This window comes from Pseudomonas putida (assembly GCF_005080685.1).
In the GTDB taxonomy this organism is placed as follows: Bacteria; Pseudomonadota; Gammaproteobacteria; order Pseudomonadales; family Pseudomonadaceae; genus Aquipseudomonas; species Aquipseudomonas putida_V.
Genome location: NZ_CP039371.1, coordinates 4,799,048 through 4,822,769, shown reverse-complemented (window position 1 = coordinate 4,822,769; position 23,722 = coordinate 4,799,048). Strand labels below are relative to the sequence as shown.

Annotated in this window: 24 protein-coding genes; 9 read left to right on the top strand and 15 right to left on the bottom strand. The window is 62.8% G+C overall.

Annotation, left to right across the window (positions count from 1 at the left end; translation table 11 throughout):
• Nucleotides 1-21: 21 nt before the first annotated feature.
• From E6B08_RS31215 to E6B08_RS22310, 4 genes are all read right to left on the bottom strand, one after another.
• Nucleotides 22-828: a DUF6708 domain-containing protein gene (locus E6B08_RS31215; RefSeq protein ID WP_238349255.1), complete on the bottom strand. Its 807-nt coding sequence runs from the start codon at nt 826-828 to the stop codon at nt 22-24.
• Nucleotides 825-4,070 carry a T6SS effector BTH_I2691 family protein gene (locus tag E6B08_RS22320; protein WP_136915999.1) on the bottom strand — a complete coding sequence of 1,082 codons (3,246 nt, stop codon included), beginning with the start codon at nt 4,068-4,070 and terminating at the stop codon, nt 825-827. Before E6B08_RS22320 ends, E6B08_RS31215 begins: the two co-directional genes overlap by 4 nt.
• A 239-nt stretch (nt 4,071-4,309) precedes the next feature.
• Nucleotides 4,310-4,675, bottom strand: coding sequence for a YbaN family protein (locus E6B08_RS22315; protein WP_136915998.1), 366 nt, complete (start codon nt 4,673-4,675; stop codon nt 4,310-4,312).
• A 6-nt stretch (nt 4,676-4,681) separates the two neighbouring features.
• Nucleotides 4,682-5,269 (bottom strand): YecA family protein, encoded by a 588-nt coding sequence (locus tag E6B08_RS22310; RefSeq protein WP_133328170.1) that lies wholly within the window; start codon nt 5,267-5,269, stop codon nt 4,682-4,684.
• Between the two features lie 246 nt (nt 5,270-5,515).
• Here E6B08_RS22310 and recQ point away from each other — a divergent pair, with 246 nt between their 5' ends.
• Nucleotides 5,516-7,660, top strand: coding sequence for a DNA helicase RecQ (recQ, locus tag E6B08_RS22300; RefSeq protein ID WP_136915997.1), 2,145 nt, complete (start codon nt 5,516-5,518; stop codon nt 7,658-7,660).
• 139 nt (nt 7,661-7,799) lie between these two features.
• Nucleotides 7,800-8,237: a MarR family transcriptional regulator gene (locus E6B08_RS22295; RefSeq protein WP_136915996.1), complete on the top strand. Its 438-nt coding sequence runs from the start codon at nt 7,800-7,802 to the stop codon at nt 8,235-8,237.
• Nucleotides 8,238-8,311: 74 nt separating this feature from the next.
• Here the strand turns inward: E6B08_RS22295 and E6B08_RS22290 are convergent, their stop codons facing one another.
• Nucleotides 8,312-10,498 (bottom strand): patatin-like phospholipase family protein, encoded by a 2,187-nt coding sequence (locus tag E6B08_RS22290; RefSeq protein ID WP_136915995.1) that lies wholly within the window; start codon nt 10,496-10,498, stop codon nt 8,312-8,314.
• A gap of 67 nt (nt 10,499-10,565) precedes the next feature.
• On the opposite strand from E6B08_RS22290, the gene E6B08_RS22285 reads away from it, so the two are divergent.
• Nucleotides 10,566-10,847, top strand: coding sequence for a SelT/SelW/SelH family protein (locus E6B08_RS22285; protein WP_136915994.1), 282 nt, complete (start codon nt 10,566-10,568; stop codon nt 10,845-10,847).
• On the opposite strand, the gene E6B08_RS22280 is transcribed toward E6B08_RS22285, so the two are convergent.
• The 3 genes from E6B08_RS22280 to E6B08_RS22270 all read right to left on the bottom strand — a co-directional run bounded on the left by E6B08_RS22280 (nt 10,848) and on the right by E6B08_RS22270 (nt 12,969).
• Nucleotides 10,848-11,738, bottom strand: a complete 891-nt coding sequence (locus tag E6B08_RS22280; RefSeq protein WP_136915993.1) for a DMT family transporter — start codon at nt 11,736-11,738, stop codon at nt 10,848-10,850.
• Between the two features lie 149 nt (nt 11,739-11,887).
• Nucleotides 11,888-12,655, bottom strand: a complete 768-nt coding sequence (locus E6B08_RS22275) for a helix-turn-helix transcriptional regulator (protein ID WP_136915992.1) — start codon at nt 12,653-12,655, stop codon at nt 11,888-11,890.
• Between the two features lie 2 nt (nt 12,656-12,657).
• Nucleotides 12,658-12,969, bottom strand: coding sequence for a DUF962 domain-containing protein (locus tag E6B08_RS22270; RefSeq protein ID WP_136915991.1), 312 nt, complete (start codon nt 12,967-12,969; stop codon nt 12,658-12,660).
• A gap of 152 nt (nt 12,970-13,121) precedes the next feature.
• Here E6B08_RS22270 and E6B08_RS22265 point away from each other — a divergent pair, with 152 nt between their 5' ends.
• Nucleotides 13,122-14,183 (top strand): AraC family transcriptional regulator, encoded by a 1,062-nt coding sequence (locus tag E6B08_RS22265; RefSeq protein ID WP_136915990.1) that lies wholly within the window; start codon nt 13,122-13,124, stop codon nt 14,181-14,183.
• On the opposite strand, the gene E6B08_RS22260 is transcribed toward E6B08_RS22265, so the two are convergent.
• Nucleotides 14,140-15,594 (bottom strand): TrkH family potassium uptake protein, encoded by a 1,455-nt coding sequence (locus E6B08_RS22260; protein ID WP_136915989.1) that lies wholly within the window; start codon nt 15,592-15,594, stop codon nt 14,140-14,142. The two genes, E6B08_RS22265 and E6B08_RS22260, sit on opposite strands and share 44 nt — an antisense overlap.
• 102 nt (nt 15,595-15,696) lie before the next feature.
• Between E6B08_RS22260 and E6B08_RS22255 the strand changes: the two genes are divergently transcribed.
• Nucleotides 15,697-16,254 carry an NAD(P)H nitroreductase gene (locus E6B08_RS22255; RefSeq protein WP_136915988.1) on the top strand — a complete coding sequence of 186 codons (558 nt, stop codon included), beginning with the start codon at nt 15,697-15,699 and terminating at the stop codon, nt 16,252-16,254.
• A gap of 99 nt (nt 16,255-16,353) precedes the next feature.
• On the opposite strand, the gene E6B08_RS22250 is transcribed toward E6B08_RS22255, so the two are convergent.
• The 6 genes from E6B08_RS22250 to E6B08_RS22225 all read right to left on the bottom strand — a co-directional run bounded on the left by E6B08_RS22250 (nt 16,354) and on the right by E6B08_RS22225 (nt 20,381).
• Nucleotides 16,354-17,694, bottom strand: coding sequence for a sensor histidine kinase (locus tag E6B08_RS22250; RefSeq protein WP_136915987.1), 1,341 nt, complete (start codon nt 17,692-17,694; stop codon nt 16,354-16,356).
• A 59-nt stretch (nt 17,695-17,753) separates the two neighbouring features.
• Nucleotides 17,754-18,170, bottom strand: coding sequence for a Spy/CpxP family protein refolding chaperone (locus E6B08_RS22245; protein WP_136915986.1), 417 nt, complete (start codon nt 18,168-18,170; stop codon nt 17,754-17,756).
• Nucleotides 18,171-18,275: 105 nt separating this feature from the next.
• Nucleotides 18,276-18,953: a response regulator transcription factor gene (locus E6B08_RS22240; protein ID WP_136915985.1), complete on the bottom strand. Its 678-nt coding sequence runs from the start codon at nt 18,951-18,953 to the stop codon at nt 18,276-18,278.
• Between the two features lie 7 nt (nt 18,954-18,960).
• Complete coding sequence (locus E6B08_RS22235; RefSeq protein WP_136915984.1) at nt 18,961-19,347, bottom strand: translation initiation factor 2; 387 nt, start codon at nt 19,345-19,347, stop codon at nt 18,961-18,963.
• Between the two features lie 139 nt (nt 19,348-19,486).
• A complete protein-coding gene (locus tag E6B08_RS22230; RefSeq protein ID WP_033699597.1) occupies nt 19,487-19,786 on the bottom strand; it encodes a YciI family protein in 300 nt (99 codons plus the stop codon).
• 1 nt (nt 19,787) lies between these two features.
• Complete coding sequence (locus E6B08_RS22225) at nt 19,788-20,381, bottom strand: septation protein A (protein ID WP_136915983.1); 594 nt, start codon at nt 20,379-20,381, stop codon at nt 19,788-19,790.
• A 67-nt stretch (nt 20,382-20,448) separates the two neighbouring features.
• Here E6B08_RS22225 and E6B08_RS22220 point away from each other — a divergent pair, with 67 nt between their 5' ends.
• The 4 genes from E6B08_RS22220 to scpB all read left to right on the top strand — a co-directional run bounded on the left by E6B08_RS22220 (nt 20,449) and on the right by scpB (nt 23,566).
• Nucleotides 20,449-21,309 (top strand): PHP domain-containing protein, encoded by an 861-nt coding sequence (locus E6B08_RS22220; protein WP_136915982.1) that lies wholly within the window; start codon nt 20,449-20,451, stop codon nt 21,307-21,309.
• Nucleotides 21,310-21,322: 13 nt separating this feature from the next.
• On the top strand, nt 21,323-21,952 hold the full coding sequence (locus tag E6B08_RS22215) for an L-threonylcarbamoyladenylate synthase (RefSeq protein ID WP_136915981.1): 630 nt from the start codon (nt 21,323-21,325) through the stop codon (nt 21,950-21,952).
• A 125-nt stretch (nt 21,953-22,077) separates the two neighbouring features.
• Nucleotides 22,078-22,803: a segregation and condensation protein A gene (locus E6B08_RS22210; RefSeq protein WP_192938698.1), complete on the top strand. Its 726-nt coding sequence runs from the start codon at nt 22,078-22,080 to the stop codon at nt 22,801-22,803.
• On the top strand, nt 22,790-23,566 hold the full coding sequence (gene scpB, locus E6B08_RS22205) for an SMC-Scp complex subunit ScpB (protein WP_136915979.1): 777 nt from the start codon (nt 22,790-22,792) through the stop codon (nt 23,564-23,566). Before E6B08_RS22210 ends, scpB begins: the two co-directional genes overlap by 14 nt.
• The last annotated feature ends 156 nt before the right edge of the window (nt 23,567-23,722 follow it).

The window sequence follows — 23,722 nt, the reverse complement described above, 5'->3', positions numbered from 1 at the left end:
GGCTGATGAGTGTCATGGGTTTCATGACTTTTCTTCCGAGCCTGGTGCGGTGCGGGATTCGAGGTCCATGTCCGCCGGCCATTGGACTTTGGGTGCGATCCGAATGAAAGGGTTGGGGTGGTCTACGAGATCAATTCCGTATGGCGGCGGACCGAACTCCACGGACCCTACATCGCGTCTTTGCATGTATAGGCGAACAGCCTCCCAACGATCTGTTCCTAAATGAATTCCTTGGCTGAAAAATAGTCGATCGATTATTTGGCCTGTGTCCGGGTCATGGACTGCGATTTTCACGCTTTCAATCAAGCCGCCATAGCCCATGGGGGCATAGAGGCTATAGGCTTCTGCGGTGAGGTCTTGCCAGTTATAAGCGACAGGTTTCACACCCCAGAGCTTACGGTTGAAAATATTAAACAGATGGTATCTATACTCGTAGAAATAAACTTTCTGTCGATCTCTATTGAACCGTATGGGCTCGTCGCGAGGTGTCTCTATATCCATTCTCACTAAAGGCGAGATTGCATAAATCGCGCAGGGTATCAGCACTAAGAACGTCAAGGTGACGTCAAGTCTCGATGAGTAAGGGCTTGACAGTAAATGGTAGAGTGAAGGGGCGATGCCCAGTAAAAAAAAGGCCAGTACTGCGACTGCTCCGGATATTGCTATGCCTCTGACTTGGGTGGTGGATCTTGGGATTTCTATGTATGTATCATTGCTCTTGTTTGTTCGGATTCGGAGGATTGAAGCGATAGGGAGGGTAGGGTCGTTGGGTTTCGGTAAGTTATACTTCCAGCCGGCGTCATGCTCAGGGAGGTATGTGGAATTCATTCGTTTAACTCCGTGGTGACAATTTCAGCAACTGCATTTGGGTTGTTTGTGTCTGGGCAGTAAGCGAAAGTAAGCGTCGCGGCTAGAATAGTGTGTTGTCCAAGGCTTGGGATCAGTTCAATGCTGCCAGTTATCTGGAGGGGCAGGTCCCTTGTTTGGCTTGAATGTCTTGTTGGGTCTCCATTGGTTTGTATGGTTATCCCATTTTTATTGTAGTCATCAAGTTTCGGTGCCGTGAAATGAGTGGGTTGATTTTTTAGGGGGGGCGGCAGGTAGCCGGGGTGGCTATCATGTACAGCGATTTGTTCGCCGCCGCTGTAATGGGGGGGATTTCCGTCGCCAGCACGATGAACAATCAGTGACCATCGATAACTTGCTTGCGAGGCATGGTGTATTGGTGTTGTGATTTTAAAATTAATTGTTTGTTTGTTTGTGAAATTTATTTGGCCGCCTATTCTGGAATTGCTTGGGGCGTTGGAGAGGAGGGTCTTGAATTCTAGTTGCGCTTGGATGCCAAGCGTCGCGCCATTGAGTTCTGCGTAGGCAATATCTGCCTGTAGATAGCTGCTCCAGTGGACTTTGGGTGTCTCGTTGCTAACCCCGAAATAGCAGCGTCTAATCCAGCGCTCTATTAGCGAAGACTGCAGTTCTGCTGCCCGGTTAGCGAGTGCAAGCGCACCTAGACCGATCAAGAGGCTGATGCCTAGGATTCCGAGCACCGTAGGATGGAAGACTGCGTAAATTGATGGTGGTATTCCGATTAGGAAGAGAGAGCTAGCTGCCAGGTAGAAAGAGGATGCAGATTTATCTCCTGATAAAAATGTCCTTCTAGCTGCCATGGTCGTTTGGGTGGCATCAAATATTCCAGTCGCTGCGCTAATAATTGCTCCGGCTCGTGTGAGGTGTTCTCCTAATTTGATTGTTGCGTTGATTTTTGCGGGGTCTTTAGGTAGTGAGGACGACATTTTTTTGGCTGCCGCAGAGCTCGATCGGAGCGCCAAGCCTACTGATTCTAATCCGCCTCCAATTATGCCAAAGCTTGAGCCGTACAGCGCCGCCAAAGCTTCCCCGGACTTTGGGCCAATCTCCGACTCAGCCTGTTTTATGTTTTTTTGCAGGCTGTCGTTCACCAGATACAGTCCACCCAGACTCAGCAGCAGTTCCCAGCTTGTCGCCATGCCTCTCAGTCCAGCGAAACTGGTACGTACCAATTGCGAAGCCTGTCGAGCGTTAACCCGTACCCCATCGAGCGCCTTCCGTGCATGTACTTCGAGCGTCCCAGCCGCCACTGAAATGTTCACCAACCCCAGTTGAGCCGTATTACCGAGTTGGTTGACATTCAAATGGACCTCCTTGAGCAGCTGCTCACGCAATACATGAGCCTTGCCCTCCACCCAGACGCTGACATTGATCACCGTATTCGCAATCTTCGGATCAAGCACCGCAAGGCTCAGCAGCCCTGTCTGGATGATCGGTCTCACCTTGCGCATCCCGCCCTGCGCGCCGGCCATCATTTCATCGAGGCTCGGCATCACCCGATCCCGTGCCTTGGCCATCGCTTCATTGGCCTTCTGCTGCACCTCCCGCACATGAGCGCACTGCAAGGCGTAGTACTCGCCCAGTTTCATCGGCACTTGCAGTTCGATCAGATGCACCCCGTTGTAGAGCAACTGACTGGCCGTGTTCAGGCGCAGCACCACATGCTGGATACCGGGGGCCAATTGGGCCTGCAGGCGTTGGGTGGCAGCATTCAGGGCGCCCTGCGCTTCGCTGACTGCTTGTTTCAGGGCATCACGCAGGCGCAGCCCGAAATCATCGCTGGCAATGAGCTTGGTCAGCGCAGCATAGAGCTTGTCGCTGTCATTCCATTGCACCGGGTCGTTATGAGAGAAGCTCGGAAGCAGCGCAGCGAGCAACGCCTGGTCGCGTAGGAGAACGGCCCGATAGGCCGGGCTGTTTAGGTCTCGCAGCCACTTTAGCCAAAGCGCTTCGCTGCTTCCGGCTGGAGGAGCGCCAGGCTCGGAGCGCGGCGCTTCGGTGATGCCGCCGGCCAGACACGCAGCCATGGTCTTGCAGTACGCCACGCCTGAATCGCGGTCACGGCCGTCGTAGTCGTACTGCTCGATGCGCGCGAACGCCACGCTCTCACAGAGGGCGGCATACTTTTTCGCGTGGTAGTCGATATGCCATTGGAAGCGTGCCTCCTGGCAGTCGTACTCCAGCTGGAAGGCGGCGCGTCGGGGTTCGTCGTAACGCTCCTCGAGCCTTGCATCGCTCTGTTGCTGGCGCATCTCGACGATGCGCTGGCGTTCGATTTCTGGAACGACGAACACCGGCGGCCCGTCGCCTGTGTGAGGCCCGAACGCTGGGACCTTTTGCGCAGCCCACTCACGGTGGGTCGCCCGGATGATTTGCAGGATCTGCGAGGTTTGCAGTTGGTAGGCACGCTGCGGGTCCTCGCGCCAGACTTGGCGTTTGACGATCCAGCCGAGGCGTTGATGGTTGTACTCCTGGATGAGCCCGACCGTGTCGTGGAGGATAACCGCGGGAACACCCTGCGTAAGGGTGTGCTTGGCCATGGCGTTGGTCACGAAACCACGCAGGGCCGTTTTGCGCAGCAGGCGGCTGTGGAACCCGTGGGCGCTGTCGAAAGGGCCGGCCAATTGCTGGTTGTATTCGAACACCAGGCCATCGACTTGAAGATGCTCGGGCGTCATGGCCATGCCAACGTCGCCAGGATTGTCCCGGGCCTGGGCCAGGTCCAACACCTGGAAACGGTCAGATGGCGCCTTGGCGGTCTTGTAGTCAATGAGCACGCTGACCGGCCAGGGATCACTGGAAAATGCGATCCACGCCGTGCTGTAGCGATCCGTATCGACGTTGAAGAACGCCGAGGGAATGTCGTGGTCCGCGTTCACGCACTTATTTGGCAACGGAGGTGGGGCACCGAGTGGCGGCTCGTAGGGGTCGAAGCGGCGAAGGTGGCCCTGCTCGGTGACTTCGTAGGCATGCCAGACGCTCTCGTCGAGCAACACATAGAGGTAGCCGCTGCGCAGTGTACGCAGTCCTAGCATGGTTCCTGGCACAGGTGGGGCGTCGTCTGCGATCCAGGCAGGCCGCGTATCGGGCACGAGTGCCCGTCTCAGGGGCAGGATGGGCAGGCCATGGCGTTCACAGGCCTTGCACTGGTCGGGGAGCGCAGTTTCGGCGACCGCGGTGGCAATGATTTGGCTGATGCTCATTGGCGGCTCTTGGGATTCCAGCGCGTGGATGGGTGGTCAGGTACGATCAAGCTGAGCCTGAACACTAGCGAGGAACCAATTCTCAGAGGAGCCTTGGGCGTCCTAAAAAGCCGTAGGAAAATTCGTTTTTGATATTCGCGCGCTTTGGCGGGAGCCGACTTTGGACATCAAACCCCCGTATCTCAACGGGCTCAAAGAACTTCGATTAGGGATAGAACGACAATGAGGACGCGACAGCCTCACCCCGGCCTGCGCAGAGTCTTCTGCCTAAGGATATACACACTCACCAGCACCGCACTGGTGAGCATGAACGCCCGGGCCCAGAACAGCGGCACCAGATAGCACGACAGGCCGATGCTCACCCACATCAGCCCGATGGCGTAGACCTTGCCTTTGAGTGGGATGCCTTCACCGCTCAGGTAGTCGCGGATCCACGGCCCGAGCTTGGGGTGGTTGACCAACCAGTGGTGAAAGCGCGGCGAGCTGCGCGCGAAGCAGGCCGCCGCCAACAGCAGGAACGGGGTGGTGGGTAGCACCGGCAGGAAGATCCCCACGACCCCCAACGCAACGCTGAGCCAGCCGATGGCCAGCAGCAGGTAGCGCATCGCGGCTCAGTGATGGCGTGGCTTGAGCAGGGCCGGCTTTTCGTCGGGTGCGTGCAGCAGCAGGAACAAGGCAGACAACGCCTCGGGGATCTGCACGATCATGTCGTCCTGCAGATTGGCGTTGCTGGCGATGTCGGCGAACTCGGGCTGCTCGTCGAACAGGCCCGAACCCACCATGATCGGCAGCAGCATCTCGCTGACTTCTTCCTCGGCGTCTTCGAACCAGGCTTCCTCGCGCAGGAAAACGCCCTCCATGAAGCCGATGCACCAGCCGCGCAGGTCGGAATCGTCTGGCTCGTCGGTCAGGTCCAGGTCACATGGCAGGTCGAATTCCTCGTCGCTGGCCAGTTGGCGGGCGATGTGCGCCTTGAGCGCGACCAGGGTCGCCTCGATCTCGGTGCGCTGGGCATCGCTGGCGTAGTGCGGCTCCTCGGCGAACAGCGCGTCGATCCACTCGCGCTCGGGAACCTCCACGGCAGAGATCGACAAGGCAGTCAGGTAGCCATGGGCGGCGACGTAGTCCAGCGCTTCTTCGTGCAGCTCATCGGCATCGAGGAAGGCTTGCAGGCGGGTCAGTTGCTCGGCGAAGGACATTACAGGGCTACCTTGGGGAATAAACGATAGTGAATTCTAGCACCTTGCAGCGACGGCGGGGCAAAGGGAACGTCTGTCAGCGCCGCGCACTGTGCGGCCCGTCACTGCGGTATACTCCGCGGTTTTTCATCCAGGGGCGGGTTTTGCCGCCTGTTGGCAAAAGCCGCTTACGCATTCGACGTGTGCCGGGCGGTTTTTTCGTCCAGCCTGTTGGTCCAGGATGGTACGGCGAATTTGGAGTTGCACATGCTCGAACAGGCTCAGCGGGTTCTCAAGGATATCTTCGGCTACGACAGTTTCCGTGGGCGCCAGGCTGCGATCATCGAATGCGTGGCCAATGGCGGCGACGCCCTGGTGCTGATGCCCACCGGTGGCGGCAAGTCGCTGTGCTTCCAGGTGCCGGGCCTGCTGCGCCAGGGCCTGACCGTGGTGGTGTCGCCGCTGATCGCGCTGATGGACGATCAGGTCGCGACCCTCGACGAGCTGGGCGTGGCCGCCGCCGCGCTGAATTCCACGCTGAGCGCCGAGCAGCAGCGCGACCTGGCCGGGCGCCTGCGCCGTGGCGAGGTGAAAATGCTCTATCTGGCACCGGAGCGTCTGGTGCAGCCGCGCATGCTGGATTTCCTTCGCGGCCTGGACATTGCCCTGTTCGCCATCGACGAAGCCCACTGCGTGTCGCAATGGGGCCACGACTTCCGTCCCGAATACCTGCAATTGGGCCAGTTGGCCGAATTGTTCCCGCATGTGCCACGGATTGCCCTGACCGCCACCGCCGACATGCGTACCCGCGAGGAAATCGTCCAGCGCCTGCACCTGCAGGGCGCCGAGCGCTTTCTGTCGAGCTTCGACCGGCCCAACATCTTCTACCGCATCGTGCCCAAGGAAGCGCCGCGCAAGCAACTGATGGCGTTTCTCGGCGAGCGCCGGGGCAACGCCGGTATCGTCTATTGCCTATCGCGCAAGAAGGTCGACGAGACCGCCGCCTTCCTTTGCGACCAGGGTTTCCCGGCGCTGCCGTATCACGCTGGCCTGCCCGCCGAGACGCGCTCCGCCAACCAGCACCGCTTCCTCAACGAGGAGGGGCTGATCATGGTCGCGACCATCGCTTTCGGCATGGGTATCGACAAGCCCAACGTGCGCTTCGTCGCCCACCTCGACCTGCCCAAGTCGCTCGAGGCCTATTACCAGGAGACCGGCCGTGCCGGCCGTGACGGCCTGCCGTCCGATGCCTGGATGGCCTACGGCCTGCAGGACATGGTGATGCTCAAGCAGATGCTGCAGAACTCCGAGGGCGATGAGCGACACAAGCGTGTGGAACAGCACAAGCTCGATGCGATGCTGGCCTTGTGCGAAGAAACCCGCTGCCGCCGCCAGGCATTGCTCGCCTACTTCGACGAGGTGCTCGAGCAGCCTTGCGGACACTGCGACAACTGCGTCGACCAGGTGCAGACCTGGGACGCCACCGAACCTGCCCGCCAGGCGTTGTCGACCGTGTTCCGTACCGGCCAGCGCTATGGGGTAGGGCATCTGGTGGACGTGCTGCTGGGCAAGGACACCGAAAAGGTGCGCAACTTCGGCCACGAGAAGCTTTCGGTGTTCGGTGTCGGCAAGGCCATGGCCGAGGCCGAATGGCGTTCGTTGTTCCGTCAGCTGGTGGCGCGTGGCCTGGTCGATATCGACCTGGAAGGCTACGGCGGCCTACGCCTGTCCGACAGCTGCCGTCCGTTGCTGCGCGGCGAAGTGACCTTGCAGTTACGTCGCGACCTCAAGCCGCAGACCGTGGCCAAGTCGTCCTCCAGTGGCGGCAGCCCTGCCAGCCAGTTGGTTCGCGCCGAAGAGCGCGAGCTGTGGGAAGCGCTGCGGACCTTGCGACGCAAGCTGGCCGAGGAGCACAGCGTGCCGCCCTACGTCATCTTCCCCGACTCGACCCTGCTCGAAATGTTGCGTAGCCAGCCCACCAGCCTCAGCGACATGGCCCAGGTCAGCGGTGTGGGTGCACGCAAGCTGGAGCGCTACGGCCAGGCATTCCTCGAGGTGCTCAATGGCGCCGGCGGCTCCGAGGAGGCGCCCAAGGTGGTGCTCGACCTGCGCCACGAGCTGGTCAGCCTGGCCCGTGCCGGCATGACCCCGGCGCAGATCGCCGGTCAGCTGAACTGCAGCGAGAAGAACGTCTACAGCCTGCTGGCCGAAGCCATTGGCCGTCAGGAGTTGAGCCTGGAACAGGCCCTGGACCTGCCCGAGGACTTGATGATGGAAGTGCAGGACGCCTTCCTCGATGGTGAAGGCGAGCTGCCACCGGTGGCCACTATCGCGCCGCTGTTCGGTGCGCGGGTGCCGGAAGGCGTGCTCTATTGCGTGAGGGCGGCATTGGCTGCGGAGTTCGAGCTCTGATCGAGGGGCATATCGGTCAAGTGCTGATCTTTGTCATGCTTTTTGACGATTTTCAGTCCTATCCGCGCCAGGTAGCCTTGCTTGCCGCGCGCGGTCATGATTAGCTGCCTAATAATTAGTTCGAGTCGATGAGTTTCCTATGCCCCTGAACGACAACCAACACCGCTTCGGCATGCAACTGGCCCAGATGTCCCGGGGCTGGCGTGCCGAACTGGATCGCCGCTTGGCCGGACTCAACCTGTCCCAGGCGCGCTGGCTGGTGTTGTTGCACCTGGCGCGTTTCGAAGAGCCGCCAACCCAACGCGAATTGGCCCAGAGCGTGGGGGTGGAGGGTCCCACCCTTGCGCGCTTGCTCGACAGCCTGGAAAACCAGGGACTGGTTCGGCGCCAGGCCGTGGTGGAAGATCGTCGGGCGAAGAAGATCGCCCTGTGCCCGCCGGCCAAGCCGATGATCGAACAGATCGAGACCATCGCCAATGCCCTGCGTCTGGAGTTGTTCACCGGTATCGACCCGGCTGAACTGGATGTGTGCATGCGCGTGCATGCCAAGATCCTGGCCAATCTCGAGAAGGTCTGAAGGTAGCTACAAGCCCCGAATAGCAAGCCAAGGCAGATCCGCGTCATGACGCGGATCTGCTTTTTCTGTGCCGCTTAGAACGTGTGCCCCAAGTTGAGGTACACCGCCTGTTCATGGGCGCTGTTGGCCCCATAGCTCAGGTTCAGCGGCCCCAATGGCGTCTCCATGCCCAGGAAGATACTCGCCGCATTGATGTAACCGCTATCGAACTCGTTGTCGTTGTTCCATGCCCGCCCGCGCTCGAGCGAGCCACCTATGTACAACGGGAAGTCCAGCGGGACGTAGGCCCGCGGGGTCAGGCGGCGGTAATAGACCATGCGCAACAGGCTGACGTTCTGCCCCGACACCGAGTCCTGGCGGAAGCCGGAAAGCTCGCGGGCACCGCCGATCACGAAGCTCGAGGTCACGACCTCCGTGTCGTCCAGGGTTCGCCCGTAGCGCCCGCCGAGCACGAAGGTGTTCGGCCCGCTGCTGAATGCCTTGTCCAGGTTGAGCAGCCACTGGCGGTAGTCTTCGTCCGAATCCAGCGACTTGTCGTATTTGCGCAAGGTCAGCCCGATGTCCTCGCCACTGTGCGGGAAGTACACGTTGTCCATGGTGTCGAACGAATACTTGAGCGCGTAGAAGCCCTCGTTGAAACTGACTTTCGGCAGGTCCTGGTCGCCGATGCGCACGTCGGCCTCGCCCCAGGCCTTGCCCGCACCCAGGCGCACTTCGCCATAGGTGCCGATCTGGCGGCCGAAGTTCAGGCCGAAGCCGTAGCGCTCCAGGCGGTATTCGGCGATCGGATCGTTGTCCAGGGTGGCTTCGATGTTCTGTGAGCTGAAGTCCAGGTAGGGCGCGATGAAATACCGCGAGCCCACGTCCAGCGGCTGGTAGAACTCGCTGTAGAGCTCTTGCTGATCGCCGATCTGCGCGCGGGTCAGCCATTCTGCGCCCAGCTCGTTGATGCCGTTGACGCGGTAGCTGGCACCGAGGTTGAAGGCGCTGTCGCCGCGCAAGTCGTCCGACAGGTTCAGGCCGAGGCGCAGGTAGTCGGTGCCGCCGCGTTTGCCGCGCGCGGTGATTACCAGTGTGTTGTCTTCGCCTTTGTGCACAACCCGGTAATGCACCCGGTCGAAGTAGTCCAGGCCGTAGAGCGTGCCCATGTCGGTTTGCAGGCGGTCGAGTTCCAGGGGTTGGCCGATTGGCTGACGGATGTAGTAGCGGATCACGTCGTCACTGACCTTGGAGTCGTTTTCCACCTTGATCGCGGTGATCACCGGCGTGCGCTGGCGCGGCGAGCGCGCCACCGCCAGGCTGGCGTCGCCCTCGGGTTGGCGCAAGGCCGCCAGGCGCGGCTCGAGCAACTGCGCAGCGCGGTAACCGGCGTCGATCATGTCGCGTGCGCGGCCGAAATCGGTGACGCCGAATGCTGCCAGCGGCGGCTGGATGAGAATGTCGTCGCGATGCAGGCTGGCCAGTTGCTCCTCGGAATTGCGTCGGGTCATCAGGGTGATCGACTGGTTGAGCACGTCCACGACGGTGGCCAGTTGCTTGCGATCACGCAGCGGCGAGCCGATGTCGACCACGATGGCAACGTCCACGCCCATGTCGCGCGCCACGTCCAGCGGGATGTTATCGACCATGCCACCATCCACCAGCAGCCGGCCATCGACCTCCACCGGGGCGAATACCGCCGGGATCGACATGCTCGCGCGGATCACCTGGGGCAGGTGGCCGCGCTTGAACACCACTTTTTCGCCGCTGGCGATATCGGTGGCGACGGCGCGAAAGGGAATGGGCAGTTTGTCGAAGTCGCGGATGTCGGCGGTATGGGCCAGCTTGCTTTCCAGCAGCAGGGCCAGGTTCTGCCCCTGGATCACCCCCAGCGGCAGGCCGAGGCTGCCATCGTCGCGGAAGCTGAGCTTCTGCTTGACCAGGAAATCACGGTCGTCCTGCTTGCGTCGGAAGGGGACGTCCTTGCGCGGCGGGGCGTCCGACAGCGCCTGTTGCCAATCCAGGGTGGTGGCGAGCTTTTCCAGTTCCTCGACGCTGTAACCTGAGGCATACAGGCCCCCGACCACCGCCCCCATGCTGGTGCCGGCAATGGCGTCGATGCGTACCCCCTGTTGTTCCAGGGCCTTGAGTACGCCGATGTGGGCGAGTCCGCGGGCAGCGCCGCCGGAAAGCACCAGGCCGACCTTGGGCCGGGCGGGTTCGGCGGCAAGCACCGTGCAGGTGGTGAGCATCAGCAAAAGGCATAACAGCAAACGGCGCATCGTGAGTCTCAAACCGAGGGCTAAAGACCGCTAGTATAAGCGGCCACTCAACCGGAGACCCGCGACCATGGCCGATGCCAAGCCGGAAATTGTCATTACCTATTGCACCCAGTGCCAATGGCTGCTGCGCGCAGCCTGGCTGGCCCAGGAACTGCTTAGCACCTTCAGCGACGATCTTGGCCGGGTAGCCCTCGAACCTGGCACGGGTGGCGTGTTCAGGATCACCTGCAACGGCGTGCAGATCTGGGAGCGCAAGGCCGATGGTGGCTTCCCCGAAGCCAAGCAGCTCAAGCAGCGCGTGCGTGACCAGATCGACCCGCAACGCGACCTGGGCCACAACGATCGCTGATCAGGTGCCCTGCGCGGCCTCGCGCTGGCGCGGCGGTTGTTCGGCAGCCAGGCGGCTGGACAACACGATGGCGAAGATGATCAGCGCGCCACCGGCCAACATCCGCAAGCTGGGCGTTTCATTGAACACCACCCACGCCACCGCGATGCCATAGACCGGCTCCATGCCGAACACCACCGCGGCGGTGCGGGCCTTGATCACCGCCAGGCTGGCCACGAACAAGCTGTGCGCCACCCCGGTACAGAAGATGCCCAGCAGGGCGATCCATAGCCAGTCCATGGCCTTGATCTGGGCCAGGCCTGGTGCGGCGAACGGCAGCAGGCACAGGCCCACCACCAGGTTTTGCCACAAGGCAGCCTGCACGGCGGGCAAGCGGCCGGAGCCGGCGCGGTTGGTCAGCGATAACAGCGAGAACAGCAGCCCCGACAACAGCGCCCAGAGCAAGCCGCTGGTGGCTTCGCTGGCCAGGTCGAACTGCGGTGTGACCAGCACCAGGCCGATGCTCACCAACAGCACCAGCACTGCTTCGTTGCGGCGAATGCGCTCGCGGAACAGCAGCCCTTCGAGGATGACCGTGAATGCGGGGAAGCTGGCGAATCCAAGGGTAGCGATGGCCACGCCGCCGACCTTGACCGCGATGAAGAAGCTCACCCAATGCCCGGCCAGCAGCACTCCGCCGAGCAGCAGGCGGCGCAGGTCCTGGTTGTTCAGACGGCGCCAGCCGGGGCCTGCGAGGCTGGCGAAAAGGCCCAGGGCAAGCACGGCGAAAGCCGCGCGGCCAAAGACGATCTGCGTTGGGCTGGCACTGCCGGCCAGTTTGCCGAAGACGCCGGTCAGGCCGAAGAACAGCGCGCCGATATGCAGGGCGCCGAGGGCGGTGCGGTGGTTCATGGTGATCCTTGTGGCTCGAGGTCTTTGCTGGCTGTACCGGCCCGTTCCCGGGCAGCGTCGATCCCTGTAGGAGCGGGCTTGCCCGCGAAAGGGCCGGTACAGACGCAGTGTAACCCCATCGGATAACCACTTCTGTCGCGCAACTGGCGTCAGTTATCGCCAGACTCGCGCCGCAGCGCCAACGGCGAGCAGCCAAACGCTCGCAGCATCGCCGCGGAAAACGCACTCTGCGAGCTGTACCCGACTTGCGCGGCAATCTCGCCCATCGGCAGCCTCGTTCGCGTCACCAACTGCCGCGCCTTGAGCAAACGCCGTTGGCGAATGTAGTCCATCGGCGTCATTGCGCACTCCTCGACGAACCGCGCATGCAGCCGGGCACTGGACAACCCGGCGATGCGTGCCAGGTCGGCCACTTGCAGCGGGTAGGCCGCGTGCCGCTCGATGTGCGCATCGAAGGCGGCATAGGGCAGTCGCCGGCTGGGCATGACATTGGCCGAGGCGCTCGGGTTGAGGCTGGCCAGCAGCAATACCGCACCCTGGCGCGCAATCAACGGGTCTTCCATGGGGCTTGCCGCCAGCCAGTCCACCAGCTGCTGTTGGCGTGGGTCCAGGCAAAGTGCGCCGGGACGATCGAGTAGGCGCCGGCTGGCATCGGCATGATCGCCCAACTGCTCGTGCAGCCACTGTTGGTCCGGTACGTCGAGCACCAGGCAATGGCTACCGGCGTCGCTGCCGCAGGTGTGGTGCGCGCCTGCCGGTACCACCACAAGCCCTTGCCGGCCGAGCAGCGTGCCCTGGCCTTGCACTTCGAAGTCCAGGCGCCCGCGCAACCCGAACACCAATTGCGGGTGCTCGTGGCTGTGGGCGATCAGGTCATCGCGATAATGACGCAGTGAGAGAATTGGATCGGTGTGCATGACTACAGGCTGATGCGCCCCAGCAGAATGTCGCGGAACATTACGAAATCGCCGAACAGGCTGTACAGAGGGTGGGTGAACGTGGCCGGGCGGTTTTTCTCGAAGAAGAAATGCCCGATCCAGGCGAAGCCGTAGCCGAACAGCGGCAGTGCCAGCAACAGCAGCCATTTGCCGCTGCCGATCGTGTAGGCCAGCAACGCGATGACCAGGCTGGTGCCGACGAAGTGCAAGCGCCGGCAGGTCGGGTTGCTGTGCTCGCCCAGGTAGTAGGGGTAGAACTCGGCAAAACTGCGAAACTGCGCTGAGCTGGTCATGGCATTGCTCCGGTGTTAACACTTTTTGACAGGATACACGGCGTGGAGCCTGATTCGAGTCTAGAGTCATTGGCGGAGCCGGCCAGTGACAATCGGCGCCAAATAAGTATCCGTGGGTTACCGCATGAAGCGGTCAGCGAAAGAAGCCTGTCATGAGTGAAAGAACCACGTCAGCCAGCTGGGCGTCAGGGATCGTCAAGGCACTCGAGCTCGAAGGGCTCGACTGCCCAGCCATGTTCAGGCAGCTCGGGCTGGACTTCACCGCCCTCGACGACCCTGATGCGCGTTTTCCCCAGGACGACATGACCCGCCTCTGGCAACTGGCGGTCGAACTGTCGGGCAACGAAGCCATTGGGTTGAACATGGCGCGGGTGGTACGCCCGGCTTCGTTCCATGTGGTGGGCTACGCGCTGATGTCCAGCCGCACCCTGGCCGAAGGCTTCGAGCGGCTGGTGCGTTACCAGCGCATCATTGCCGAAAGTTCCGACCTGAGTTTCCGCCTGGGCCCTGAGGGCTATTCGCTGATACTCACCGTGCATGGCGATCATCTACCACCCACTCGACACAGTGCCGAAGCCTCGCTCGCCTGTGCGCTGGCGCTGTGCAGCTGGCTCAGCGGCCGGCCGATCCAGCCGGTGCGGGTAATGGTGCAGGGGGCGCAGCCGAAGAACATCGAGCCCTACAAGGTGGCGTTCCATTGTCCGTTGGTGTTTGGCGCGCCACGCGATGCACTGGTGTTCGAACGTGCCGATATGGAGGCACCGCTGCCAACTGCCAACGAGGCGATGGCGATCCTCCATGACCGTTTCGCCGGCGAGTACCTGGCGCGCTTCTCGGAAAGCCGCGTGACTCACCGGGTGCGCCAGGTGCTGTGTCGCATCCTGCCCCAGGGCGAACCCAAGCGGGAAACCCTGGCCCAGGCCCTGCACCTGTCGCAACGTACCCTGCAGCGGCGCCTGCAGGAAGAGGGCACCAGCTTCCAGGCCTTGCTCGACGATACCCGTCGCGAGCTGGCCGAGCAGTACCTCGCCCAGCCGGACATGACCCTGCTGGAAACCGCGTACCTTCTAGGGTTTGCCGACCCCAGCAACTTCTACCGGGCGTTCCGTCGCTGGTTCGATGCCACGCCCAGTGAATACCGGGCGCGCCAGGGGGCGGATGGCCCCGCTATCAGTGACGCCAGAATGCAGGCATGCACAACACCAGCACCGTGATGATCTCCAGGCGGCCGAGCAGCATGCCGGCGGCGAGAATCCACTTGGCGGCATCCGGCAGGGTGGCGTAGTTGCCCGACGGCCCGATCACCTCGCCCAGCCCCGGCCCGACGCCCGATACCGTGCCGGCGGCGCCGGTCAATGCGGTCATCCAGTCCACGCCGAGCAGCGACAGCAGCAACGCCATCACGCAGATGGTGATGGCGAAGAAGAACGAGAACGTCAGGATCGAACGCACGATTTCTTCGTCGAGGCGGTGGCCGTTGTATTTCTGCTTGATCACTGCCCGCGGGTGGATGAGTTGGTTGAGGTTGGCCTTGAGCAGGATGTAGGCCACCTGGAAGCGGAAGATCTTGATGCCGCCGGCGGTCGAGCCGGAACAACCACCGATGAAGCCCAGGTAGAAGAACAGCATCAGCGAGAAATTGCCCCACAGGCTGTAGTCGCCCAGGGCGAAGCCGGTGGTGGTGACGACCGAGGTCACGTTCAGCGCCACGTGGCGCAGCGCATCGAGCCAGTGCAGGTTGGTGGTGTACCAGTACCAGGTGCCCAGTACCAGCCAGGTGACCACCAGCATGCCCAGCAGGCCCTGCACCTGCTGGTCACGGATCAGTGCCCTGCGGTTGCCGCGCAGGGTCGCCACGTACAGCGTGAAGGGCAGGCTGCCGAGGATCATCACCACGACTGCGACCCAGTGCACCGCCGGGATGTCCCACTTGGCCAGGGACTGGTCGGAGGTCGAGAAGCCACCGGTGGAGATGGCCGACATGGCATGGTTGATGGCATCGAATGGGCTCATGCCGGCCCACCAGAAGGCCAGCGCGCCCAGCACCGAGAAGCCGACATACACCCCGACGATCGACTTGGCGACCATGTGCGAACGCGGCATGACCTTTTCCGAGCGGTCCGAGGACTCGGTCTGGAACAGCCGCATGCCACCGATGCGCAGCAGCGGCAGGATCGCCACGGCCATGGCGATGAAGCCGATGCCGCCGAGCCAGTGCAGCATCGAGCGCCACATCAGGATGCCCGGCGACATGTGGTCCAGGCCACTGAGCACGGTGGCCCCGGTGGCGGTGATGCCGGACATGCTCTCGAAGAAGGCGTCGGTGTAGCTGATGTGCTGGGTGAGCAGGAAGGGCAGGGCGGCGAACACGCAGACCACCAGCCAGCTGCAGACCGTGAGCAGGTACATGTCGCGAGGGCGCAGGTGCACATGCTCGGGGCGGCCCTGGATGACCATGGCCAGGCCGGCGACGAAGGTGATCAGGCTGGACCAGAGGAACGACGGCATGTCGCCGGTGCGTTCGAAGACCACCAGGGTCGCCATCGGCACGGCCATGCTCACGGCCAGGGTGATGAGGAAGATGCCGATGATGAAACCAATGATCCTTAAGGTCGGCAACGCCATGTGTTCTGCTCTGACTCGAAACGGAAGGGCGCCATTCTACCTATGGGTCTGGTGATGTAAACGCTAGAATGGCCGCACATTTACCTGCCAGGAGGGTAGCCGATGGAGGCTCTCGACGCATTGCTCAACCGTGTTTCCGTGCCACGCCTGACCGACCCCGCGCCCAATGCCGCCCAGCGCGAGGCGCTGTTCCAGGCCGCATTGCGCGCACCGGACCATGGTCAGTTGCGTCCATGGCGCTTTCTCACCATCGAAGGCCAGGGCCGCGAAAAACTCGGCGAATTGTTCGCCCAAGCGCTGCAGGCCAAGGGCGATGCCAGCCAGGCGGCGTTGGACAAGGCCCGCGCCATGCCACTGCGCGCACCGCTGCTGATCGTGGTGATCGCCAAGCTGCAAGACCATTTCAAGGTGCCCAAGAGCGAACAGCGCCTGGCGGCGGGCTGCGCGGCCCACGGGATTCTGATCGCGGCGCATGCCCAGGGCATCGGCGCGGTGTGGCGTACTGGCGACATGGCCTTCGATGCCAATGTGCACAAAGGGTTGGGGATGGCCGAGAACGAGGAACTGGTTGGCTATCTGTACGTCGGCACGCCGCTGACCGAGCCGCGTACGGCGCCGGTGCTGGAAACGGCCGAGTTCGTCCGCGCCTGGGGCGAGTAAAGCGGTGTCCCCTTCGCGGGCAAGCCCGCTCCCACAGGACGGTGCGGTCCTTGTAGGAGCGGGCTTGCCCGCGAATAGGCCGGTAGCCCCGCCCGGTTTTCAACTGCCGGTCGCCACCACCAACGGCAGCACCAGGCGGCCGACGAATCCACCCTGTGGATGATTCTCCAGCACCAGGCTGCCACCATGTCGCTCGGCCGCCTTGCGCGCGATCGCCAGGCCAAGCCCATGTCCCGCCGCTTCCTGCCCCGGCGCACGGAAGAACGGCTCCCCCAGTTGCTCCAGATGCTCCGGCGCGGCTCCTGGCCCATGGTCGCGCACGCTGATGACGATGCGGTCCTGCTCGCGCTTGGCATGGATTTCGATCGGCTGCCCTTGCGGATTGAAGCGCAGGGCATTGCGCACCAGGTTGTCCACGGCGCGCTCGATCAGCGTCGGCCAGCCCTGCAGGGTCAGCCCAGGCTGGGCCTCCAGCCGTACCTCTTGCTCCGGCGCGCTGAGCTGGGCGTCCTTGCGCACACTGCCGAGCAATGCGTTGAGGTCGACCGGCTCGGCGTGGGACTGCTCGGCATCGACCCGGGCCAGGGCAAGGATTTCGCTGATCAGGTCTTCCAGGCGGTCGCATTCGCGGGTCAGGCGCGGCCACAGGGCCTGGCGCTGCTCGGGTTCGGCACGCTCGGCCAGGGCCAGGGCGATGCGCAGGCGGGCCAGGGGCGAACGCAGTTCGTGGGAAACATCACGCAACAGCTGGCGCTGGCTGCCGATGAGGCTCTGCAGGCGCGCGCCCATCTTGTTGAAGTCGTTGGCCAACACGCCGAATTCGTCGCGTCGCCCGGCCAGTTGCGCCAGGCTGGTCTGCTGGTAGCTGGTCTGGCCCAGGTCGTGTACGGCGCCCCGCAGGCGGCTCAACGGACGGGTGATCGACAGCGTCACCAGCAGGCTGAACAAGGTCAATACCACCAAAGCGATACCCAGGGCGCTGAGCGGCCAGAGCAGGCTCTCGCGGTGCCAGGCGTCGAGCTCGGGGTGCGGAATGCGGTAGATCAGCAGGTAGGTCACGCCGCTGGTGGGGCTGGTGTATTCCTCGGTCAGGCGGCGCCAGGGCAGGTGGCGTTCATCATTGTGCTGGCGCGCCTCGAATGCCGCCGCACGACGAGGGAAGGTACCTGGCACCACGGCATCGCCGCTGTCGTCGAGCACCTGCACGTCGATCTTGTAACGCTGCTTGCGCCGTTCGAGGAAGTGCTGGGCAGACTCCAGGCCCTCCTGCTCGTAGTGCTGGGTCCAGCGGGCCGCCAGGGTGTTGATGCCCGGGTGGCGGCTGAGGATCCAGGCATCCTGGTTGAGCATGTGGCCGAGCAGGATGGACAAGCCGGCGACCAGGGCAATGGCCAGCCAGAAGCTGGCCAGGATGCGCCAGAACAGAGAACGCAAGAGCACCTCCTGTAAGCGTAAAAAGCCCGGCTCGCGTGGCGCGGGCCGGGCATGGGGGGGACAGCTTACTGGGCCTTGCCGCCTTTTTCAGCTTTCCAGGCCTGGAACTCTTTCCACTCGGCCTGGCGAGCGGCGCGTTCCTTTTGCAGGTCGTCGAACTTCTTCTGCTGGTCAGGCTTGAGCAAGGCGCGCACCTGGCCGTCGGTTTTCTCGCGGCTGGCCTTGATCTCGTCCTTCATGGCTTTCTGGTCGGCGGCCGGCAGCTTGTCCAGGTAGCGCTTGGTGATGTCGCGCTGGGCTTTCATCTGCTCACCCATCAGTTTGCCGACCTGCTGGCGCTGGTCGCGGGTCAGGTCCAGCTGGGCGAAAGGCGCGTCACCGCGGTGATGCGGGCCGTCGTGGCGCGGGCCGCCTTCAGGCATGGCCATGGCAACGGTCGGCAGGGCGGCGGCGAACATCAGGGCGATAAGGGTCTTGCGCATGGTGTCTCTCCTTTCATGGGCCGGTGATTACCGGATGAGCCCAGTCTAGGGAAATCAAGGTCAAGCGCAGTCAGTTCAGGGTAAAGGGTTGGTAAAGGCCAGTGTTCATAGGCTGTAGTAGTAGCCGCGGCTGCGCAGCGCGACGATGCGCGGGCGGCCGTCGGGGTGCGGGCCGACCTTCTTGCGCAGGTTGCTGACGTGCATGTCGAGGCTGCGGTCGTACAGGGTCAGCTTGCGCCCCAGGGCGATCTGCGCCAGTTCCTGCTTGTCCAGCGGCTCGCCTGGTTGACGCAGGAGCGCTTCGAGGATGCGGCTTTCGGACAGGGTCAGGCTCATTTCGCGTCCGTCGATGCTGACCACGCCACGCACCGGGCTGAAGGCCAGGTCGCCGATTTCCAACTGGGTGGTGGTGGCTGCGGGGTGGCTGCGACGCAGCACCGCACGCAGCCGGGCAGTGAGCTCGCGTGGATCGCAGGGTTTGGCCAGGTAATCGTCGGCACCCAGCTCCAGGCCCAGAATCCGGTCCAGGGGTTCGCCGCGGGCCGAGAGCATCAGCACCGGCAAGTCGGCGTGCTCGCTGCGCAGTTGCTTGAGCAGCTCCAGGCCGCTGCCGTCGGGCAGCATCACGTCCAGCACCACTGCCGCCGGCGCCTGTTCGGCCAGCGCCAGGCGCGCGCTCTGGCCATCGTGGCAGGCGCGGACGACAAAGCCTTCCTGGCTCAGCCAGCTGCCGAGCAGCTCGCAGAGTTCCTGGTCATCATCAATCAGTAACAGCTCGCTCATGACTCACTCAATTCAACCATTGACGGCGTCTTCTGTGTCCGCCACTGGCAAAGATACCGCAGACTGCCGACAAGAGTGCAACGCCTGAGCCAATCAGAAACCATTGTTGCTTGTCGGTCAGCAGTTGTTGCGGGGGCGCGGCCTGCAATTCCTTGATCGCCAGCTTCAGCCTCTGGTTGTCCTGGCGCAGGCGGGTCAGTTGGGCGCTTTCGCGCTGGATGTCGTTCTCCTGCAGCTGCTGGGCCAGTGCCGCGCGTTGCTTTTCGCTGTCGTCCAGGCGCTGTTGCAGTTCGGTCAGGCGCGCACCGGCTTCCAGTGATAGCGGCTGTTCGGCGTGGGCGAATGGGGACAGCAACAGCAGGCAAAACAGCAGGAACATCTGACCTTGGCGCATGGGCCCTCCTGAGGCGGTATGGATTTCAGGAGGTTGTCGGCTGGGGGCCGGAATTTATGAATCGATAACGAACGCGTCGTTCTTTTCGCGGCGGTTCGGCGCTCCGACAAGCCGGCGAAAAGAACGACGGGGTATCGACTCAGGGCAGCACTTGCTTGAAGGGCTTGACGATGACGTTGTCGTACACGCCAGCGGCGATGTACGGATCGGCATCGGCCCAGGCCTGGGCGGCGGCGAGCGAATCGAACTCGGCGACGATCAGGCTGCCACTGAAACCGGCTTCACCCGGGTCGTTGCTGTCGATGGCCGGGTGCGGGCCGGCCAGCACCACGCGGCCTTCGGCCTTGAGCTGTTGCAGGCGCTCGATGTGCGCCGGGCGGGCGGCCAGGCGTTTTTCCAGGGAGTTCGCGACGTCGCTGGCAATGATGGCGTAGAGCATGTCAATCCTTGGTCTTGGAGGTGGAAGGGTCGTCGTGCAGGTGACGCGACAGGTACACGCCCTGCGCCACCAGGAATAGCACGGTCATGCCCAGGCTGCCGAACACCTTGAAGTCGACCCAGAAGTCCTGGAAGGTGAAGGCGACGAACAGGTTGGCCGCGCCGCAGAACAGGAAGAAGCCGATCCAGGCCAGGTTCAGGCGGGTCCAGATGGCATCGGGCAGCGTCAGCGCGTGGCCCATGATGCGCTTGATCAGCACCCGGTCGCCGATGAAGTGGCTGCCGGCGAAGCCCAGCGCGAACAGCCAGTTGACCACGGGCGCCTTCCACTTGAGGAAGGTTTCGCTGTGGAACGTCAGGGTCAGGCCGCCGAACACCAGGCAGGCCACCAGGGTCAGCCACTGGCCCTTTTCCAGCTTGCGCTGGCGCAGGAACAGCGCGCCGTAGACCACCAGCGAGCTGATGATCAGCATCGCCGTGGCGCTGTAGATGCCGCCGAACTCGAAGCTGTGGCCGGCGACCTCCATGGGCCGCGGGTCGAGCTTGTAGACGATGAAGAACAGCAGCAGCGGGATGAAATCGATGAATTGTTTCACAATGGCAGCCAGAATCGGGATGTGACGGCATAATAACAAACATCGAATCCAGCGAAAGCGCTCCTAAATGAATGTTGATCTGCACTGTCACAGCACGGCCTCCGACGGCGCCCTGTCGCCCTCGGCCCTGGTCGCCCGGGCCTTTGACCACGGGGTGCAAACGCTGGCACTGACTGACCACGATACCCTCGAGGGCCTGGCCGAGGCACGTCAGGCCTGCCAGGAGCAGGGCATGCGCTGGATCAGCGGCGTGGAGCTGTCGTGCACCTGGGGCGGTGCGACCATCCACATATTGGGTTACGACTTCCCGTTGGATGCACCTCCGTTGCTCGACGCCATCGAAGCCTTGCACCGTGGCCGCTGGCTGCGCGCCGAGGAAATCGACAAACGGCTGGCAGCCAAAGGCATGCCCGGAGCCCTGGACGGCGCCCGGGCCGTGCAGCAAGAGCTTGGCGACAGTGGCAATGCCCCGGCGCGGCCACATTTTGCCGAGTTCCTGGTCCGCGCCGGGCACGTCAAGGACCGCGGCGAGGCGTTTCGCAAGTGGCTGGGTGCCGGCAAGCTGGGCGACGTCAAGCTGCACTGGCCAACCCTGGAGGAAACCGTTGCCACCCTGCGCCGGTCCAACGCATGGGTGAGCCTGGCCCATCCGATGCATTACGACCTGACCCGCAGCAAGCGCAGACGGCTGATTGCCGACTATATTCAGGCAGGTGGGCAGGCACTTGAAGTGGTCAATGGGATGATGCCGGCCGAGCAGGTGGGCACGATGTCCATTCTCACCCGTGAGTTCGGGCTGCTGGCAAGCGCTGGCAGCGATTTCCACGGCCCCGGCACCTGGGGCGAGATCGGTGCCTACCGGCCATTGCCCGAGGACCTGCCACCCCTGTGGCGCCGATTCAGCCATGAACAGCCTTTGGCGGTATGAACAGGATGACTACGTGAGCCAATTTTTCCAGATTCATGCGGAAAACCCGCAGGCGCGCCTGATAAAACAGGCCGTCGAGATCATTCGCAAGGGCGGCGTGGTGGTCTATCCAACCGACTCGGCCTACGCCCTGGGCTGCCAGATCGGCGATAAAAGCGCCATCGAACGGGTGCGCCGCCTGCGTCAGTTGGACAAACAGCACAACTTCACCTTGCTGTGCTGCGACCTGTCGCAGATGGGGCTGTTCGCCAAGATCGACACGTCCACGTTCCGCCTGCTCAAGGCGCATGTCCCGGGGCCTTACACCTTCATCCTCAACGCCACCCGGGAAGTCCCGCGGCTGTTGATGCACGAGAAACGCCGCACGATCGGCCTGCGCGTGCCGTCCAACCCGATCGTCCTGGCGCTGCTGGAAGAACTCGGCGAGCCGCTGATGAGCGTGAGCCTGATCCTGCCGCCCGAAGAGGAGCCGATGACCGATCCCTACGAGATCCGTCAACGCCTGGAACACCACGTCGACCTGATCATCGATGGCGGTTACGGCGATCTCAAGGCCTCGACCATCATTGACCTCACCGGTGATGAACCTGCCTTGATCCGCGAAGGCTGCGGCGATCCGACGCCGTTTCTGGTCGACGCGTGAGCCAGTTGGAAACGCCCGAGGCGCCGGCCGCAGAGGCCGAGTCGCCGCAGCAGTTGCAGTTGGCGCTGGTCTACGGCGAAGCGCTGACCGAAATGCCGGTGGACCTGTACATCCCGCCGGACGCCCTGGAAGTCATTCTCGAAGCCTTCGAAGGCCCGCTGGACCTGCTGCTGTACCTGATCCGCAAGCAGAACATCGACATCCTCGACATACCGGTGGCGGAAATCACCCGCCAGTACATGGGTTACGTCGAGTTGATGAAGAGCGTGCGCCTGGAGCTGGCTGCCGAGTACCTGGTGATGGCTGCCATGCTGGCCGAGATCAAGTCGCGCATGCTGCTGCCACGCTCGGCCGAAATCGAGGAAGAAGAGGGCGACCCGCGCGCGGAACTGATTCGTCGGCTGCAGGAATACGAGCGTTTCAAGGCCGCGGCCGAGGGCATCGACGAGTTGCCGCGGGTCGGGCGCGATGTCGTCGTGCCGCGCCTGGAGGCGCCTCAGGCCAAGGTGCGCAAGCTGTTGCCGCAGGTCAGCCTGGAGGAGTTGTTGGTGTCCATGGCCGAGGTAATGCGCCGCAACGACCTGTTCGAAAGCCACCAGATCACCCGCGAGACCTTGTCTACTCGCGAACGCATGAGCGAGGTACTGGAGCGGCTCAAGGGCGGGGCTTTCGTGCCGTTCGTCGAGCTGTTCGCCAACGAGGAGGGCAAGCTGGGCGTGGTGGTGACCTTCATGGCGATTCTCGAGCTGGTGAAGGAATCGCTGGTCGAACTGGTGCAGAATGCGCCTTTCGCGCCGATCCATGTACGGTTGCGTGCCGAGTCTGTCGAAGAACCCGATGAATCTGAATGAACCCCGCGACTTGGCGTCGCTGATCGAAGCCTTTCTGCTCGCCTCGGGCAAGCCGCAGTCGCTCGAACGCCTCTACGAGCTGTTCGAGGAGGCCGAGCGCCCCGAGCCCAAGGTGTTCAAGAAGGCCCTTGAAGTGCTCGGCAAGTCCTGCGCCGGGCGTGCTTTCGAACTCAAGGAAGTGGCAAGCGGTTATCGCCTGCAGATCCGCGAGGACTATGCGCCCTGGGTCGGACGGCTGTGGGAGGAGCGCCCGCAGCGGTATTCCCGCGCGCTGCTCGAAACCATGGCGTTGATTGCCTACCGTCAGCCGATCACCCGGGGCGAAATCGAGGATGTGCGTGGTGTGGCGGTCAATAGCAACATCATCAAGACCCTGATGGAGCGCGAGTGGATTCGTGTGGTCGGTTATCGCGAGGTGCCCGGGCGCCCGGCCATGTTCGCCACCACCAAGGCGTTTCTCGACCACTTCAACCTCAAGAGCCTGGACGAGTTGCCGGCGCTGGCCGAACTGCGCGAGATGGAGCCTGCGCCCGAGCCGGTTCTGGACCCGGACGACGCACCAGTGCCGGCGCATTTGCAAGCGTTGGCCGATGCCAGCCTGGGTGAGGAAGAGGTAGTGGGCGAGCCGAAGGAAGAGACCAGCTTCCGAAGCCTGCTGGTGGAGCTGGATCAGATGGAGGAGGGGCTGAAGACCGATTTCGATGATCTGCGCGAAGAAGAGCCTGAGGTTTCGGTCGAGGACGAGGGCAAGTTGCAGCCCTGATGGGTGTGCTGTCCGTAGCGGCCTCTTCGCGGGACAAGCCCGCTCCTACAGGGACGACGCCGCACCTGTAGGAGCGGGCTTGTCCCGCGAAGAGGCCGGCACTGCCCACTACCATTAGGCAGAAACAGTCAACAAAGCCCACAAAACCCTCTACGC